The following is an 18,283-nucleotide window of genomic DNA, read 5'->3' on the forward strand; positions in this document are numbered from 1 at the left end:
GCTTTTTATTATTAACTTACAATAATTCTATTCAAATTAGTAAGGTATAGCTCTTCAAATTGAATAGTATGGAAGGAGAAAGTGACAAATTAGTGAATCAAAGCATATCGACACTGAAACATACTTTATTTATTAGTATGTCCGTACACACTTTGATTGGCTGCGGGCCTAAGCGTGAAGCGGCAGAAGATAAGATTAGAGAGCTAGAGCAGCAAAGCCAAAGTCAGCTAACTCTTACCCTCTACCCTAAGCAGAGTGAGGCGCATAAGCAAGACAACGACCTGCCTTATTATCTACTCACACAAAATCTCGAAACTAGTGAGACGTTAATTTGGAAGAATGAAGCACTGAACCGTCGTTAATTGCTGCTATGGCGAATTGGCTCATTGTCCAAATGGACCTATATTTAAATTGATATAACAAGGGATTGATAAAATGGCTGAATTAAACTTAACCTTATTATTAGGCCGAGCTGAGCACTTCAGAATCTTATTTAGTAAAACAACCGCTATCATCGGGCTAGGTATTACTTTAACGAGCTGCCAATCTGTGAAGACTATATCGCTGGATAATGCTAGTCAGCCTTCTAACCCATCTTCTACTTCTACTATACCGAGCATAGAGTTAGCTATGCCAGCACCGGAAAACTTAAAAACCGATCTGCCAATATGGGCTAGTGGCTATGACTGGCAATTACAGCGAGTTCTTGACGCCAGTGGCACGGCTATCGACGTAAGCTCACAACCCCCTATAGCGCTTGAAATACAGCCCAGCACTCTAGATTTTCAGCAGGATTGCGATATTTATAGATTAGACTTTTTACTAGGAGGGCCGCGATTTCCTTATCATACTTCTGTAATTAATAAAAAGCAGCCCGAGTGTGTGGGCAACAGAGGCATGGATAATAAAGCGGATTTAGACAATGCAGACAACACAGATAGCCGTGAAGACAATAGTCTCAAAGCCTTACTTCCTAATTACCCTTATTTCAATTTCAATCTTCAGCTGCTTCCCATCCCGCCATCTTTCAGCAACCCTTCAATAGCCAATACCGATCGCCATGCTGCCAGACAACTGGCACTGGCTATTGAACACGGTAATACTTTTATCTTTCAAGGACAGCCTAAAGTGCTTGCGGAGCCTAGTGGGTTACCCATAACTAAAGCCATCTTAGAGGAGTATCAATGGCGACTCGTCAGCGCGGCTAGTAATCACTATGACGAGGACGGTAAGCTGGTTTCAAGAGAGCCCATTGGTGATTTTTATCATCCTGATTTTCCTGTTACGCTTCGCTTTAAGGGTTATCCAGACAGTCGCCACTGGCAAGAAGCCAGCTTTAACTCCAATTGTAACGAAGTCGGTGGTCCCTATGCTTTATTGGAAGATTACACTCTGCTGGTTGGGTTGACACCCCAAACGGTAATGGGTTGTGGCTTAAATGGCAATAGGATAAATGAGCACCTGGCTAAACTAGTGAATTACAGTGAAAGCAAGCTGAACTTGAGCCTGCAACTGTCGACTACCAAGCCGACAGATTTTCCACGCTATAACTTACTACAGACCATGTCGACAGGGGAGACGCTAGTTTGGCAAAATGAACCGCTGCCAGAACGTAAATCTCCAGTATTAAAGTCTGAAGAATCACCCTCTGCGGCCGAAATAGATTATCTTGAGACCACGCAACCTACCACTAATATAGAACTGCCGAATGAATAAAATCGAGGTGTTAAATTCATGAAGCACAAAAAAGCCAAGCTTCAGCTTGGCTTTTTCGCTATTAAAGATTAGATTAAACTTCGTCAGTCAAAATCAATATGAATTATTTAATTGTTACTGTCAAATAATATGGCTTCGGTGTATTACCTTGGCGGGCTTGATTACGAGGTTGAAGGACACGGATAGTGTGCTCGCCCGTTTTATCTAGGGTCACAGTGCCATTGCTAAGGTCTTCTGAGTTTTCACTGTACAGCATAGGATATAGATCGCTACTGCCAACTAGCTTGGCACTCACTTTTTGACCTTTTTTGGCATAGAATTGATATTCGCAGTAGTTGCTACCTTTGACTACACCAGCGCGATTAACGTCATAGCTGCCTTTGGCCATTCGTAGCTCTTTAACACCGCAGTCAGCAGTATAATGCAGATTGCCAGTTTGCGACTCAGCCTGAGCTGATGTAGCGCCTACCGTTATCATGCCAGCAAGAGCCGCCGTTGATGCTAATACTTTGAATACATTTCGCATATAATTACTCCTAAATAAATCAAACTTAATATTTAAAGTTTTGTAGTAGTTTGCCCACTTAGCATTGATTTAACAATTCAGTTTAGTAACCTAACCTTAAGCAATTGTTATATATAAATAATATCTATAGAATTTTTTTTATAGGCTTAGTAGCTCTTAACGGCCTATGCTGCTCGTTTTTATGACTGTTTACCGTTAAATTCTAAAATTTACATATATTAACGCTTTGTTGCGTTTTAGATGAATAACCCTACTAGCTTGGGCGTTATACTGAATTAATAAACTTAGTTCTAGAGGATAGTTTTGGCTTGGCTTATTAAAAGCTTTAGCATAAGGCTGTTTTAGTTCATTTACTTTTTGGAGAATTTAATGAAAAAATTATTATTAGCTTCATCGGTTCTATTTGCTTCTGGTCTTGCCCTAACTGGCTGTCAGAGCACACAGGGACAATTAAAAACTGGCAACCCATTAAACCAGCCTACCCTTAAATCAGTAGTCACCACGGTAGATGGCAACAATCGTGAAGTGGGTCAACTGTACTTACGCCCTGTCGATAATGGCGTCCAAGTCTACGGTAAGCTGATGGGTCTTAAGCCAGGAACTACGGTAGCGCTGCACATTCATGAGACTGGCAGCTGTAATGATATGGGCAAAGCAGCAGGCGCTCATTTTAACCCTACCAATAAGCCTCATGGCAACCCAGATAGCGCAGATAGCCACGCTGGTGACTTACCTAACATGACCGCTAACGAGCAAGGTATTGCTACTATTAACTACGTTAAAAAAGATATTTCAGCCTCTATGACCGGTCCAGATAGCGTATACCGTCGTGCCTTTATCGTTCATGCTGGTGCCGATGACTACACCACTCAGCCATCAGGTGGTTCAGGCACTCGTGTGGCTTGTGGTATTATCGAAAAGAACTAATAGTGAAGTAGATATTACTAGTATTAGACTATAGTAAAAAGCTACAGTTGATTACTTTTAAAAGCATCATTATAAAAAAAGCCCCTAATTTAGGGGCTTTTTTATTAAGAACACTTCTATAGTTAATGATTCATCTCAGCTTAACTGAACAATCTCTAGCCATTAGACTAACTAGCTAGAGATAAAAAAGGATCACTCCTCTACCCATTCGCCATTGCGCCAGTAAACCCCCCAGCGAGTGGCCTTACCCGTTTTGGAGTTTTCAGAACCAATGTACTGCTCTTTCTTCTTGCGTGACCAACGTAGAATCGTAGCATTACCATCGGGGTCTTCATCCGGCCCTTTAAACAGATACTGGAACTTCTCATCCATTTTATCTTTAATAGCGCGCAGTTCGGCCAGCTTTGGTGCTCGAGTCTCACGCACTTTGGGGAATTTTGATGCCGCTAAGAAAAGCCCTGCCGCCCCTTCACGCAAGATAAAATGATCGTCATGCTTTTGCGATTTAAGCTCTGGCATGTCGATAGGATCCATTCGCGGCGGCGCAGGTTCACCGTTCTTGAGTACCTTTCGAGTATTGTCACACTTCTCACAAGCAAAGTACGGGCCAAAACGGCCTGTCTTCAGCGCCATCTGACCATCACACTTATTACAGTCGATGGTTGGGGCATCTGAGCCTGGTACTTCGAACTTACCCTCTTCTAGCAAGTAGCCATCACAGTCGGGGTTATTACCACAGATATGCAGCTTTAGGCCACCATCGACGATATAGCCATCCATTGCTGTATCGCATTTAGGGCAGCGTTTCTTCTCCATTAAATCCCGAACTTCTGCGACCTCATCGCTCTCACCTTCATCAAGATTAGCGAAGGCCTCAACGGGCATTAAGTTTTTAGTACCCTTACAGCGCTCTTTTGGCGGTAAGTTATATCCGGTACAGCCCAAGAACACACCAGTTGAGCCAGTGCGCAGCTGCATGGGGCGCTCGCATAAGTCGCAATGTATGTCGGGCACATCTGTTGGATCATTGGGGCGCATGCCGTCTTTATCTTTGGCATGCTCAAGCTTGACTTTGAAACCGCCATAGAAATTGTCTAACACATCCTTCCAGTCTTGCTCGCCCTCAGCCACATGGTCCAGCTTGTCCTCTAACCCTGCGGTAAAGGTATAATCCATCAAATCTGGGAAGCTTTCTGTGAGTCTATCAGTGACGATATCGCCCATCTTTTCAGCGAACAGTCGCTTGTTCTCAAGCTTAACGTAACCGCGATCCTGAATAGTGGAGATAATCGCCGCATAAGTTGACGGACGACCAATGCCTTTCTTCTCAAGCTCTTTGACCAAGCTGGCTTCGGTATAGCGCGCAGGTGGCTTAGTGAAGTGCTGACTGGGATCAAGCTTATCGAGCACTAAGGTCTCACCTTGCTTGACGTCTGGTAATAAATTGTCATCATTCTTAGCAGGCGGCATAACTTTGGTATAGCCATCAAAAGTCATTGTACGGCCACGAGCCTTGAGCTCTACATCACCCGCTTCCACAATAAGCGTTACAGAGAGGTATTTTGCTGGTGGCATCTGACAGGCGACAAACTGACGCCAGATTAGCTCGTAGAGGCGAATTGCATCGCGCTCCACGCCCTTAAGCTGAGTAGATCTTAGGTCTACATTAGAGGGCCTAATCGCTTCATGCGCTTCTTGCGCATTTTGCTTATTGCCATAAAAGTTAGGCTTTTCGGGCACGTATTTTGTGCCAAAATTATCTTCAATATGACTTCTAACTTTGGCCAATGCATCACCGGACAAGAATGTCGAGTCCGTACGCATATAAGTAATGTGACCTGCCTCATAAAGACGCTGCGCTAATATCATGGTCTTTTTGACCGAAAAGCCTAAACGAGTGCTAGCAGCTTGCTGCAAGGTCGAGGTAATAAATGGCGCACTTGGCCGCGATTGAGTCGGCTTTTCTTCACGGGTTTTGACCACATAATCATTAGACTTAAGCACTGCTAATACTTTGTCGGTCTGCTCTTTATTGGCCAGCTTTAAGGTCTTGCCCGCTTGCTTGAGGGCCTCTAAGCGTATGTTGCGCTGTGCATCTTCTCCTTTGCCAGAAGTCGCATGGGTATCGGCATGGATCTGCCAGTACTCTTCGGGAATAAAGGCACGAATCTCACGCTCACGCTCAACCACAAGCCGTGTAGCGACAGATTGAACTCGCCCTGCTGACAGACCACGGGCAATCTTTTGCCACAATAGCGGCGACACCATAAAGCCAACCACGCGATCTAAAAAGCGCCGGGCTTGCTGCGCATTGACTCTATCAATGTCTAGCTTGCCTGGCTCTTTAAAGGCATTTTGAATAGCAGACTTGGTAATCTCATTAAACACCACACGCTGATACTTACTGTCGTCACCGCCGATGACTTCACGCAGATGCCAAGCGATAGCTTCCCCTTCCCTATCCATATCCGTCGCCAGATAAATTTTGTCAGCGTCTTTGGCCAGTGATTTGAGCTCTTTGATTACCTTGGTCTTATTGGGCAATACCTCATAGACTGCCTGCCAACCATGCTCAGGGTCCACCCCCATACGGCGTACTAGCGCTTGCTGCGCCTTTTCTTCTTTAGATAAACTTTCGTCTGACTTGGCTGCCGCTTTTGCTTTATTAGACCCGCTTACCGGCAGATCACGAACGTGACCGACACTTGAGCGAACAATAAAATCATCGCCTAAGTATTTGTTAATTGTTTTTGCCTTAGCTGGTGACTCGACGATGACCAGCGCCTTTCCTTTGGCACTGCTTGACGAGGATTTTGCAGCTTTTTTTGTTGTGGTTTTAGCCATAAAAGACGACACCGTGATGTTCAATTTATTGAAATGAAAGGTAGAATGGGTAAAGACGTTACACTGCTAACACTTGGGCTGTCAACACTAAAAATCAAGAGCGGCTCGCTATTGCGGTAATATTTATCGCGTAATAGTGATTAAAGGTAGGGCTATAAATTAAACAGCCAACGCCGTATCTTAACAAGATTTCTTAAAATAATAGGTTAAATATTAGAAGGACTTGCAATAATAAAGGGTGTGATTGCTTTTTAAAACCCTCGTTATCTCGTTAGGCTACTGCCTATGTCATTCTGTACAAAGACAATCGTTAAATATATAACAACAGACTAGAAAAACCTTCGGTGTTGGCTATCGACGCCTGTTAGGTTAGCAAACTATTTTCTTAGTTATCCAAATTAGGTATTCAAAATTTCTTGATATACCCTTTCACTATCTGTCTTAACTGCGACCAGATTTTTGTAGCTGCTGTGCCCATTGATTTAGCTTGGTCTTTAATAGCTGTAAATCCGGCTCGACTGAGGCAGTACGATAATGAGGATTGCTCACTGGACGAACATAGGCAATGTCTTCCCAATAGAGGATAATACTATTGGCCTGGGTAGTTAAAGCTTTGACAAATGGTTGAATTGCAGGGGGCAGCTCTAGTTCGACTTTATCCAGTCCATAATGGGGAGCGACTGAGCTTAACGAGACATCTGAGTTGTCTTTAGAAGCTGTATTGACCTGAGAGACAGGGCGCCATTGACCATCGATGACTCGGTAGCGACTGTGTGGCAACTTGATGCCATCTATCACCAAACCATACTGACCAATCATGCCACGGCCAAACTCACCATCTTTACCAGCTACCCAATCAGGGCAAGCGACCAGCTTAGGGTTTAGCTCTAATCTGCGAGCGGTCATGCGTAGTGTATCTAAACGCATATCCACCCCACTTGGCTTTAGTGCCATCATACTGCCTAAGACAAACAATACGATAGCGACGACTATCCACAGTCCCATTTGGCTTATCTCAAAAAAACGCTGATAATAGCATGAGCTAGCAAAGTTAAGCCAGTAAATGAACTGCTATAGCCTTACTTAATGTGCTTTAATCAAGTAGAGGGTCACTCATACCACGTTGAGGCTTTTTTTACCGATGATTTTTTTTGATTGGTCTTTTGCGTAGCTCGTGCCGACTGGACATCCGTATTTGACTGGGTACTAGAGTGCCTTGCTGCCACTGTCCTTGATTTGGAAGTTTTTGAATGGGCAGTTGCGGTCTTAATGGACTGCGAGGTAGCTTGGACTTTACTGGTAGAGTCGTCATGAGTACTGTCTTTAGTAGCGGTACGCTCCTCTCCCAACAGCCGAGCTAAAGATGGCGAGATGGTCGCGTCTTTTAGCGTGTCCTCATAATGACTTGCAACCTTAGGCATAAGCGTATCTAACACTGGTTGCCACTGCACTTGGACATCACGAAAGCGCTTTTGCGTCTTATCAAAGACTGCCATACCTTGCTCAGCCAATTGCGGATAGAGACTGCGCTCAGTAATCCATGCTAGAGGCTGCTGACCTATATTTTCAAAAAAGTTCTTTAGGCTCTGGCTCATATTACTCTGCGCCCGAACGCGGTTTGCAAGTAGGTAAATGTCTACCTTACCTTTACGAATTCGCTTGAGATCTTGCAGAGACTTTAAAAAGCGCTTGGTGCTATCTGCATCAAACACTGAGGGCAATACTGGGATTAGAATTGCCTCAGCCTCACTAATAAGCGACTGCGCGCGATCTGCTGAGATAGAGCCTGGTGCATCGATAATCAGCCAATCCTTTTTGCCCAATTTTTTGGCGACCTTCTTGGGCAAATCACCAATATCGTCTTCCTCTCGCCAATCGACCGCAATGATTGGGGCAGCAGTATCCGGACGACGCTTTAGCCAACTAAGGCTAGACTTCTGCGGGTCGGCATCAGCCAGCGCTACCGTCTGACCTTGGTTTGCCAGTGCTGACGCTAGAGTTATAGCAACTGAGGTCTTGCCGCAGCCACCTTTTTGATTTGCTATTAGTACGGTTTTCATAAAAACTATTCCAATGTCTTAGATATCTACCACTAATCCTATGATTCTATCAGTTTATCTTGATAAATTACGTAGTTATCTTAATTAAATAAATTGACTTTAGGGCTGTTAAGATAAATTTTATTCTACTTTGACTGGATCATAATTATTAATATCATCTTACACCGGACAGGATTGTAAAAGATAGCGCTCCATAAGCTATTAAAGGATTTTAACGAAAGCAAACAGCCGATGCGGTTGCTAAGTTGTTATACTGGTTACCCAGACGCTAGTTATTCAATCACTATTTGTTCAGTCGCTAGTTATTCAGTTCCTGTTTATGTAGTCACTATTTATATAACCATTACTTATATAGTCACTTACTTATATAGTCACTTACTTATACAGTCACTATAAAGCCGTTAATCATTGTAAACCACGCAAAAACGAATGGCTCATAATATAGACGCTATTAGCGCTACCTTAATGATTATAGATCAAGTATACGGCCTTTATCACTTAAGATACTTGACTACCTTTGCAGCGTATTAATAAATAGGATTAACTGCTAATAGTTTATCGCACGAGACGCCGGTCTCTAAGTGCAATATGAGAAAAAGGTGTGATATGAGAAAAAGGTGTGATATGAGAAACTTAACGATATTATCGGCTCCTTTACTACTGATTGGAAGCCTACTCTTGGCGGGCTGCGCCACCACGCCTAAACTAACGCCGCAGCAATGCACTCAAGCCAATTGGCAAGACATTGGTAAAAAAGATGGTATGCAGGGGCGCTCTGGCGCTTACTTTGCTCACTATATTGCCACCTGCCCGAATATTACATCCAGCAGTCCTGTTCGCAAGCTTTGGGAGGCTGGTCGACAGTCTGGGCTAGAAAGCTATTGTACAGAGCTAAACGCTTATAAGCTTGGCCGCGAGGGCTATGACTGGCAGCCGGTGTGCCCACTTGAAGGGATTGAAAAGCTAGAAGACGCTTATTCTGAAGGACGTTATTATTATCAGCGTCAACGTGATTTAGATTATCTAAGCTCACCCTATCCATGGGGCTACGGCCGCTTTGGCTATACGCCGTGGGGGCCTTGGGGTCATCGCTGGTAACTTATTTTAATACGCTAAAGCCCAAAAAAGTTGTCAGCCCAAAGGCCGACAACTTTATTTGTAACATAGGACTTAACAGTACTTAGAACTGATAGCTCAAAGAGGCTTTGATATTACGACCCATATCAAAGTCAGTAGCTGTGTCATCACCACTATTTAAGCGAGAGGCATGGTTCGCATAAGTTTCATCAAATAGGTTATAAACGCCAACCGTTGCTTTTACTCCAGCAAGCTGACGCGGTGTAAAGTTCATATACACATCATGTACGTCGTAACTTGGCTTAGTGTTTTGTTTATTATCTGTGATTGATGCCACGTAAGTACTACGCCAGCCTAAGCCAATGCTATCACTTGGTGCATAGTTTAAGTTCACCATGTAACGATCGCCTGAGTCTGCGCCACTACCACTCACTGAAGGAATGCTATTACCAGTTTTTTCCCCTTCACTACGAGCGCGCGAATAGCTGAGACCCATACCAAAGTTATTAGTAGTATAGTTGGCTGCTAGCTCCACCCCTTTGATCTCAAAGTCTTCATCACTATTATACATACCTTGGCACTCACCACCAAAGCTACCGTCATTACAATTAATACCTACTCTTTCTGGACGTCTTTTGTTTGGTTTGCGCATAAATAGCTGATAGTTTTCGATATTCGAGTCGAAATATTTTGCACTTAACTGTAGCGCATCGTCAGCCAATGTCACACCATGAAGAGTAGTAACCACCCCAACTTCCGAGTTATAGCCTTCTTCTGGCTTTAGGTTCTTATTCACATAAATACCATCGCCATTGCTATTAAAAATCGCTTGACCTAAGTCAGGACCATTGAACAATTGCGTGTAGCTAGCAAATACCTGAGTACTCGGTGCGATTTCGTAGCTGGCAGCCAAGGCACCAACCACATTATCATAAGTTTTGCCGTCAGCAACGAACTTTGGTGACTCATAACGGTCATAACGAACACCTGGCGTTAAGGTCAACTTATCTATCTGCCATTGATCTTCTAAATAGACAGACGTATTTTGTGCGCTATCGGTCCCTTGGGTCTGATTGTCACGTACCATTTCAGATTCTTTTTTATAGTGCTCAGCCCCTGCAATCAGCCTGTGGCTACCGACAGCACTATCAATAACACTGGTATTTTGAACCTTAGCACCTGTGGTTTTTACTTTGGCTCGCCATTCATAACCTGGTGATACTTTCGAATCGTTATCGCGCGAGATCTCTGTTTGCGTTTGATAAATAGTAGTATCAACATCAATTAGTGCATTCGCTGGGTTGAAGTTGTAATCAGCGGTATAAGTATCTCGGCTTACCTTTTGTGGAATTGGCTCATCAGTTCGTGCAGGGAAGTCTGGACGGAATGGGAACGTACCTTCTTTTTCAGTACGACTAAAGCTTGCGCCAATATGATGATCATTGGCTAGGTGAGCGCCTGCTTTTAATAGGATGTTTTCGCCTTCACTGTCTTCAAAAAGCTCACGACCGCTACCATCTTCGCCAGACTCTGTTTTACGCTTGCCATAATAGGCCAATAGATCCACATTATCAGTCGGCGTTCCATAGACAGTGGCAGAAGTTAATAGCTCATCATTGTTACTGCCATAACTTGTCTTTAGCTTAGCGCCAAGCTTCTGACCAGGCTTGAGCATGTCTACAGCATCAACAGTCTCAAAAGCAACGCCGCCGCCTAGTGCATCATTACCTAGTGTTACTGAGTTATTACCGACGGCTACTTGAGTCTGCTTTAGTAAATCAGGGTCGATGGTCACATCACCCATATGATAGAACAAAGGACCTTCTTGACGAGCACCATCGATCGTTACTTTAAGGTTAGTATCGTCAAGTCCACGAACTCGAACGCGCTGATTGATGTTAGATGTCCCGCCTACAGATACCCCAGGCACTACTTCTAAAAAGTCGTTCAGGTGTGCAGCTTGCTGAGCTGGCGTATATTCTGCTGTGGTTACCTCACCCTCTTGTACCGATGGGTTTACCGACGAATTTGCCGTTACTGTAATGGTCTGCAAAGTAGTCTGCGGCTGTTCTGCAGCGGCGGCAGACTGCGCAAACATAGCTACAGTGATAGCCACACTTAGCGCGCTCAATCCACGAGCGCCATGGGCAGCAGTGTTACTAGGGAAAGTCTTATTTGAATGCATATCTACTCACTCTCATCATTCAAGCGGTCGTTACGGCCACAATTAGATTGTTGAAAAGTTGGACAAACGCTTAAGTAAATCTAGCCAAGTCCAGTATAAAAATTTAACGCTAATATTAATGCTAATCGTTATCATTAATTTATAGCGGCGTATAATAACCAACTGATTACCAAATAGCAATAATAGAATTACCCAAAAAATTGCATTCTAAAATATCGTTAATCACTATGATTAGTCTGGGTTTAAGGTACAAAATTGAGAGGTGCTAGTGAACCACTGACGACTGGTTTATGCGCAATTATTTGGCGATATTAGAGCGCTTATATTCAAGCGATTATTTTAGAATAAATCCCCTAAAAAACTATAAATTTGCCCCCTACAAATTTAAACGGCTATAAATGCTCACGCAGCCGAACCAAAATCAATCAAGACTTTTAATTTTGCGAGAATTCTGGCGAATTCATAAAGTAAGGTAAAAAAACGTTGCATTATCTTACGGTTTCCCTATAACCTTATATAGTTGACCAATTAGTCAGGTTTTAATCTGAAGTAAACGTTTAAATCGTGAATAATTGAGCGGTTTTTGTCACTTTTGCCATCGCTGTCAGCGTTAAATGGACTTTTGTACTGATGCCGCCCATTGGATGATCGCACCTCTTAGTCACCCTAACAGCGCCATCATCGTCAGCAGGATATTATTTTAGGAGATAGCCAGAATGACCCAACCCTCTAATTTGCAGAAGCAACTGCAAAATGAGCCATCCGCCGAGATGCAAAGTGAATTGCTTTATGGCTTGCACGATCGACCTAACTTTATGAAAGCTCTGTTAGGGGCCGTTCAGCACGTCTTAGCCAGTTTTGTCGGTGTTATCACCCCTTCCTTAATTATCGGTGGCGTTTTGGGCCTCGGTGAAGAGATTCCTTACCTTATCAGTATGTCGCTCATGGTATCTGGGGTAGCAACCTTAATTCAGACGCGTCGTGTCGGTCCGATTGGCTCGGGACTCATGGCACTACAAGGGACTAGTTTTGGCTTTTTGAGTGCGGTACTGGCAGCAGGGATGGTGGTCAAGGCCAAAGGCGGCGGCCCTGAAGAGATCTTGTCGGTCATCTTTGGCGTGACTTTCTTGGGGGCATTTATTGAGATTTTCTTGAGCCGCTTTATTACCAAGCTCAAGTCGCTAATGAACCCCATTGTCACTGGCTGCGTCATCGTCACTATCGGTCTCTCACTCACCAAGGTCGGTTTAACCGATCTGGCAGGCGGCGTCAAAGCTGATGACTTCGGTAGTCTTGAGAACCTTATGCTCGGCGGCGGTGTGTTAGTCATCGTGGTGGCTATTAGCATTATAAACAATAAAGTGATTCGCTCTAGCGCTATCTTCATTGGGCTAATGCTCGGCTTAATCGCTTCGATATTCATGGGTAAGATCGACTTCTCCCAAGTGAGCCAAGCCAGCCTATTTACCTTGCCAATCCCATTTAAATATGGCTTTAGCTTTGATCTTCAGGCCTTTATCCCCATTGCCTTTATGTATGTTATTACCAGTATTGAGACCTCAGGTGACTTGACAGCGACTTCGATGATCTCGCACGAGCCGATTCAAGGCCCACTGTATGAAAAACGGATTAAAGGTGGCGTATTGGGAGATGGTGTTAACTCTATGATCGCCGGTATCTTCAATACCTTTCCCGTTACGACTTATAGCCAAAATAATGGGGTGATTCAAATGACTGGTATTGCCAGTCGCTACGTTGGCTTTTATGTCGCAGGACTGTTATTTCTTATGGGTATGTTCCCTATTATCGGTGCTATATTCACCCAACTGCCCAAACCTGTGGTCGGTGGTGTGACGTTATTGATGTTTGCAACGGTCGCGACAGCAGGCATTCGCATCTTATCAACGGTGAATTTTACCCACCGCAACATCTTAATTATTGCCACCTCATTAGGTCTGTCAATGGGTATTGCTTTTGTCCCTGACGTACTAGCGCAGACGCCTAAGCTGATCCAGAATATCTTTGGTTCAGCCGTGACGATGGCAGGTATCGTTGCTATCTTACTCGATACGGTACTGCCCAAAAACTACGGTATCGAGTTCGACACCCCAGACCAGCATCTTGATGATGGTCTATTAGAGCAAACCTTACATAGATAGTTTGGCTAGACTGTTACGATCGCTCACTTGCGTCAGTCACAATTATAAGCCGCAACCTCTCAGTATAAAGGGCACCAAGAAATTGGCTGTCCTTTTCTCATCGTGCTCATCATATCGCTCTTTATCCAGTAGCCCGACTATTTCGACCTCAAACTCTGCATAGCGCTGCGTCGTCGTCCAAATCAATATCAATAAATGAATGGGGTCGTTGATCGCAATCTTACCCTGAGCATACCAAGACTGAATGACTTGCGTCTTCTCCTGCGCCCATGACTTCATAGTGGTGGCCATAAACTCTTGCAAATGCGGTGCGCCATTAATAATCTCTAATGCAAATAGCTTGTGCCGCGTTGGATGAGCGAAAGCCTGAGCAAGCTTGGTACGGACGAACTGCTCAATGACCACTTTGGGATCGCTGTCTTCGGTCATGCTAACGAGTCCCTCATTCCACTCTTCAATAATCGTCGTCAATACGGCCTGATAGAGATTTTTTTTACTTTTGAAATAATAGTGGACGTTAGCTTTGGGCAACCCTGCCCTATCAGCAATGGCTTGCATGGTCGCACCGCGGTAGCCTTGCAGTACAAATTCCATCTCAGCTGCGGCCAATATTAGCTGCTCATTGTGCTCACGAATCTCTTGCTGAGAGCGGTGATGGGATAAAGCGCTTTCTGTCATAGCTGTGGTCACTTAGAAAGATAGTTAGTAGAAAGATAGTTACTAGAAAAAATAGCCATTATAAAACTTTTGATGAAGCCATCGCTGCATACTTAAAGTCTACTAACCTGCAACGACCTTAAAAGTAGCAGATAAATTAATACTACCAAACTTATTGAATATAAGACTTATTTGAGGCTTCAAGCTTAACATCTACGCATTCAACCCCCTACTAAAAATATATAAAAAGTCCGATATTAGAGCCTTGTCCCTTGCCTTAAACTGCCGATAAGCAACAATCAATCAATTGCTAATACTAATGATAACCGTTATTATTTATAAAAAATATTGCTTAATACTTAATTTAATCATACTAATGGTAATAATTTCAGTTACTTAACTTTAATTATCAAATCTTAGCTAATCAGCTATAAACCTCTTCTAAGGAAGAATATGTCCACAATCTTACAGCGCTCTACCTTATCCCTATTATCTCTTTGTATCTCTCAACAGCTTTATGCAGAAGTTTCCGACGCACCGCAGACGACCTTAGACCCTATTACCGTCACAGCCTCTGTCAAATCAGGAACAGCGCTAGCACAGAAAATTAGCGAAATGCCTGCCGTTACACAAATGATTTATGAAGATGAGATTGCCGCTCAAGCAGTGGGCAATCGCAGTCTCGCTGAGGTCATTGGTCAGTTGGTTCCCAGTATCGGCACAGCAAGTGGCTCTACGAGTAATTACGGTACTACTATGCGTGGTAGACCCGTGCAGTACTTACTCAATGGCGTGCCATTAAGTGGCTCTAGAGACTTATCACGCCAGCTTAACAGTATCGATCCGACTCAGCTAGAGCGCATTGAAGTACTTTCAGGCGCTACGAGTATCTACGGGTCTGGCGCCTCTGGCGGCTTGATCAATTTCGTGACTAAGTCTGTCTCGAATACTGGACTTCATGGCCAGTCTAGAATTGGCGTCAATAGCAATCGCGACTTTAATGATGAGTCTTTTGGCTTTAATGTCGGTCAGACACTTGGCTTTACTAGCGAAGACAACGTCATTAACGCGCGTCTTGATGTCGATTATGAAGAAAAAGGCGGTAAGTTTGATACTAAGGGTAACCGCATCAGCCCTGAAGTCTATCAAACCGATCAGCAAGATACCGATACTATTAGCATCAATGCTAATATTGGTTGGAATGTAACAGACAGCCAAAGCATCAATCTTGCCGCAACACACTATGACAATAAACAAGACTCAGAGTATGGTGCCGATTATGGTAACAGCTTCTCAGGCTTGCTCGGTGGTGAGCCAAGTTTAAAAGCTATTAAAGGTTTAAAGCTTGAGACCCAGCCTTATACGACTAAGAATACTGTCAATCTAAACTACCATAATGACGACGTGCTAAATTCTAACCTCAATGTCACCGGTTACTACCGTGAAGAGTCAGCTCGTTTTTATCCTTTCCCTACTCCTATTGGCTATAACGATCGGGCAAAAGCGCTAATTGCCGAGCTGCCAGCTGCTACCCAAGCACAACTTGCCCAAACCCCATATGCTTTCTTACAGTCTACTGCTGATATCGAAGTCACTGGCGCGCGCGCTGCGCTGCAGTCTGAGACCAATCTTGGGGCTATGCCCACTTTATTTAGTTATGGGGTGGACTTCGAGCATGAGCATGATGAACAATTTCAATATGGTCATGACCAAGCTAAATTCTTTACCAGTAATGGCCTAGTAGGGCAGCCAGATGGCAGCAAATTTCGTGGGGGTCCAGATACTGATATTGACAAGTTAGGCGTCTTTATTAATGCTGATGTTGATGTTAGCGATCAATGGCACGTTAGCGGCGGCGCTCGCTATCAAAATATTCAAACGGAAACTCAGGCCTTTAAACCACGAACAGAAGCTTTACCTGAGTACTTTTTAGCAAAGGTCGGTGTAGACTACGATCCTGATGAGATTGCAGCGGGCGAAACTGACCATAGCAAAACCTTATTTAACCTTGGTACCAGTTATAACCTATCACCGCAAAATCAGGTGTTTGCTAACTTCTCTCAAGGGTTTAGTCTCTCTGATATTCAGCGAGCCCTTCGTGATGTCCCTGTTGACTTTAAGATTAACTCTGACAATGTTGAGCCTATTACCGTCAATAGCTATGAGCTAGGCTGGGCCGGTAATTTTGACAATACCAAAGCCAAACTGGTTGGCTTCTATAACGACTCCGATAAGACCGTGCGCTTCACCTCAGACTATAAAGTCTTGGTAGTTGATACCGACGAAAAGGTTTATGGCGCTGAGGCTTCACTCTCTCACGATCTAAACGATCAGTGGACTTTAGGCTCTACGCTAGCTTATACCCGCGGACAATACAAAGACGTGGACGGTGAGTGGCGCGAGCTAAATGCCGTTCGTCTGACACCGCTTAAAGGGACTGCCTTTGCCCAGTATAACTTCGACGGCGGTAGCAATATTCGTCTGCAGGCATTGGCTATCGGCGGCACGGACAAAGCTTACGAGGAGAATAAAACTAGACCAGCAGCTGCCGTGGCTAAATACCGGCTCAGTGCTCAGCCCGTTAAGGGGTTTTTGATAGCTGATCTAGTAGGGCAAGTCGACCTACCAATGGGGCATCTTGATTACGGCATCTATAACCTTGCCAATACTCAATATAAAACTGTCTATAACCAAACGACTTATGGCGCTATGAATAGGCTTGATGCAGAAGGAACCACTTACGCGCTCGGCTATACGGTAGATTATTGATACTATGAGCTTAATATGACGCGGCTACAGTACTAGATACCTTAGTTATATTTATTTTAGTAGGCGTTTTTATCTTTAGTTCAACAGAAATACCAAAGAAGCCCACAAGGAAAGTAACCATCGCCATTATGCTAAGTAATGGCGATTTTTTATGGCTCAAATAATGACTGGTCTAAAATTAATTCATAAAATAGTTGACCATTTGGTCAGGTTTTTGCAAAATAGCGGCACGAAATATTAACTTTACTGTGTATACTCGACCCAGAAACTCGTTTTGAAAAGGATTTACTTGTGACCCTTAGTCTAACGTCATTCAACCAGCTGCCCGAAGACGCGGCGACCAATGAGCTATTAATGTGCTGTACTAGCGAGCGTTGGGCCACCATGCTAGTGGAGAAACGTCCTTTTGCCTCGCTTGAGGCTCTAATCACCGCGAGCGATGCTGTCTGGTCAAAGATGGGTGAAGCTGACTACTTGCAAGCCTTCGAAGGTCATCCGCAGATCGGTGATGTCTCAACGCTAAAAGAAAAGTATCGCCATACTGCCGGTAGCGCCGCACACGAGCAATCTGGTGCCAATGAAGCAGACGATAGTACCCTGCATGCCTTAGCAAAGGGCAATCAGGACTATCTGGAGAAGTTTGGCTTTATTTTTATTGTCTTCGCCACTGGTAAGTCAGCGCAGCAAATGCTTGACTTACTCAATGCTCGCCTGCCCAATGACCGCGAGCAAGAGCTGGCGAACGCCGCTGCTGAGCAAAATAAGATTACTCAGCTGCGCCTTAGCAAGCTCATTGAAGCCTAACACCTTACTAGGCATTGCTTAACCAGAGATTTATTTAGGCGCTTGCATACTATCTATTGCTGTTAAGTTTTACCTCAAGCGCCTTTATTTATTCTGCACAGTTACTTCGCCCATTTATTCTGTCTCAGACTCGAAAGGAAGCAGCTATGACCAGCACTTCGTCAGCCACTTTATCTTCACACATTTTAGATACTCACCTTGGCAAGCCTGCCGCCAATATTGCCGTTACTCTGCGCCGTATTGATGCTAATGATTCAGCTCAGCTACTCGCGCATGGCACCACCAATGCCGATGGCCGCGTCACGCCCGATAGTTGGGATTTTAGCCACGCTACTGACGAGCAATCGCATGATCTCCAACCAGGCCGCTATACCCTTACCTTTGATACCCAAGCTTACTTCGATGCTCAGTCGCTAACGGCTTTTTATCCGCAAGTCATTATCGACTTCGTGATAAGTAATACTAGCCACTATCATGTGCCGTTACTACTTAGCGCGCACGGCTATAGCACGTATCGCGGCTCGTAGCTGCTTAAAAGCGACAGCAATTTAATCTTAAA

13 protein-coding genes and 1 pseudogene are annotated in these 18,283 nt (G+C 44.2%); 8 read left to right on the forward strand and 6 right to left on the reverse strand.

The window, feature by feature from the left end:
* The first annotated feature begins 137 nt into the window (after nucleotides 1-137).
* Both EGV92_RS02275 and EGV92_RS02280 read left to right on the forward strand, forming a co-directional pair.
* Nucleotides 138-362 (forward strand): hypothetical protein, encoded by a 225-nt coding sequence (locus EGV92_RS02275; protein ID WP_131667586.1) that lies wholly within the window; start codon nucleotides 138-140, stop codon nucleotides 360-362.
* Between the two features lie 73 nt (nucleotides 363-435).
* Nucleotides 436-1,716, forward strand: a complete 1,281-nt coding sequence (locus EGV92_RS02280) for a hypothetical protein (protein WP_131667587.1) — start codon at nucleotides 436-438, stop codon at nucleotides 1,714-1,716.
* Between the two features lie 103 nt (nucleotides 1,717-1,819).
* Here EGV92_RS02280 and EGV92_RS02285 read toward each other — a convergent pair whose 3' ends face one another.
* Nucleotides 1,820-2,242 carry a hypothetical protein gene (locus EGV92_RS02285; RefSeq protein ID WP_131667588.1) on the reverse strand — a complete coding sequence of 141 codons (423 nt, stop codon included), beginning with the start codon at nucleotides 2,240-2,242 and terminating at the stop codon, nucleotides 1,820-1,822.
* 369 nt (nucleotides 2,243-2,611) lie between these two features.
* Between EGV92_RS02285 and EGV92_RS02290 the strand changes: the two genes are divergently transcribed.
* Entirely contained in the window at nucleotides 2,612-3,169 is a 558-nt protein-coding gene (locus tag EGV92_RS02290) for a superoxide dismutase family protein (RefSeq protein ID WP_131667589.1), read from the forward strand.
* A gap of 192 nt (nucleotides 3,170-3,361) precedes the next feature.
* Here EGV92_RS02290 and topA read toward each other — a convergent pair whose 3' ends face one another.
* The 3 genes and pseudogenes from topA to EGV92_RS02305 all read right to left on the reverse strand — a co-directional run.
* Complete coding sequence (topA, locus tag EGV92_RS02295; protein ID WP_131667590.1) at nucleotides 3,362-6,013, reverse strand: type I DNA topoisomerase; 2,652 nt, start codon at nucleotides 6,011-6,013, stop codon at nucleotides 3,362-3,364.
* A gap of 441 nt (nucleotides 6,014-6,454) precedes the next feature.
* Nucleotides 6,455-7,018 (reverse strand): hypothetical protein, encoded by a 564-nt coding sequence (locus EGV92_RS02300; RefSeq protein WP_131667591.1) that lies wholly within the window; start codon nucleotides 7,016-7,018, stop codon nucleotides 6,455-6,457.
* Between the two features lie 413 nt (nucleotides 7,019-7,431).
* A pseudogene (locus tag EGV92_RS02305) lies at nucleotides 7,432-8,073 on the reverse strand (nucleotide-binding protein); the annotation flags it as partial.
* A gap of 624 nt (nucleotides 8,074-8,697) precedes the next feature.
* On the opposite strand from EGV92_RS02305, the gene EGV92_RS02310 reads away from it, so the two are divergent.
* A complete protein-coding gene (locus EGV92_RS02310; protein ID WP_131667593.1) occupies nucleotides 8,698-9,171 on the forward strand; it encodes a DUF2799 domain-containing protein in 474 nt (157 codons plus the stop codon).
* 82 nt (nucleotides 9,172-9,253) lie between these two features.
* On the opposite strand, the gene EGV92_RS02315 is transcribed toward EGV92_RS02310, so the two are convergent.
* Nucleotides 9,254-11,335 (reverse strand): TonB-dependent receptor domain-containing protein, encoded by a 2,082-nt coding sequence (locus tag EGV92_RS02315; protein ID WP_131667594.1) that lies wholly within the window; start codon nucleotides 11,333-11,335, stop codon nucleotides 9,254-9,256.
* Nucleotides 11,336-12,051: 716 nt separating this feature from the next.
* On the opposite strand from EGV92_RS02315, the gene EGV92_RS02320 reads away from it, so the two are divergent.
* The gene (locus tag EGV92_RS02320; protein ID WP_242678567.1) at nucleotides 12,052-13,494 is read left to right on the forward strand and encodes a nucleobase:cation symporter-2 family protein; all 1,443 of its coding nucleotides are present in this window, start codon (nucleotides 12,052-12,054) and stop codon (nucleotides 13,492-13,494) included.
* A gap of 42 nt (nucleotides 13,495-13,536) precedes the next feature.
* On the opposite strand, the gene EGV92_RS02325 is transcribed toward EGV92_RS02320, so the two are convergent.
* On the reverse strand, nucleotides 13,537-14,172 hold the full coding sequence (locus tag EGV92_RS02325; RefSeq protein ID WP_131667595.1) for a TetR/AcrR family transcriptional regulator: 636 nt from the start codon (nucleotides 14,170-14,172) through the stop codon (nucleotides 13,537-13,539).
* Nucleotides 14,173-14,604: 432 nt separating this feature from the next.
* Between EGV92_RS02325 and EGV92_RS02330 the strand changes: the two genes are divergently transcribed.
* From EGV92_RS02330 to uraH, 3 genes are all read left to right on the forward strand, one after another.
* Nucleotides 14,605-16,920, forward strand: coding sequence for a TonB-dependent receptor (locus tag EGV92_RS02330; protein ID WP_131667596.1), 2,316 nt, complete (start codon nucleotides 14,605-14,607; stop codon nucleotides 16,918-16,920).
* Nucleotides 16,921-17,211: 291 nt separating this feature from the next.
* The gene (uraD, locus tag EGV92_RS02335) at nucleotides 17,212-17,724 is read left to right on the forward strand and encodes a 2-oxo-4-hydroxy-4-carboxy-5-ureidoimidazoline decarboxylase (RefSeq protein WP_131667597.1); all 513 of its coding nucleotides are present in this window, start codon (nucleotides 17,212-17,214) and stop codon (nucleotides 17,722-17,724) included.
* Between the two features lie 146 nt (nucleotides 17,725-17,870).
* Entirely contained in the window at nucleotides 17,871-18,251 is a 381-nt protein-coding gene (uraH, locus tag EGV92_RS02340; protein ID WP_131667598.1) for a hydroxyisourate hydrolase, read from the forward strand.
* Nucleotides 18,252-18,283: the final 32 nt, after the last annotated feature.

Source organism: Psychrobacter pygoscelis (genome assembly GCF_004335015.1).
GTDB classification, from domain to species: domain Bacteria; phylum Pseudomonadota; class Gammaproteobacteria; order Pseudomonadales; family Moraxellaceae; genus Psychrobacter; species Psychrobacter pygoscelis.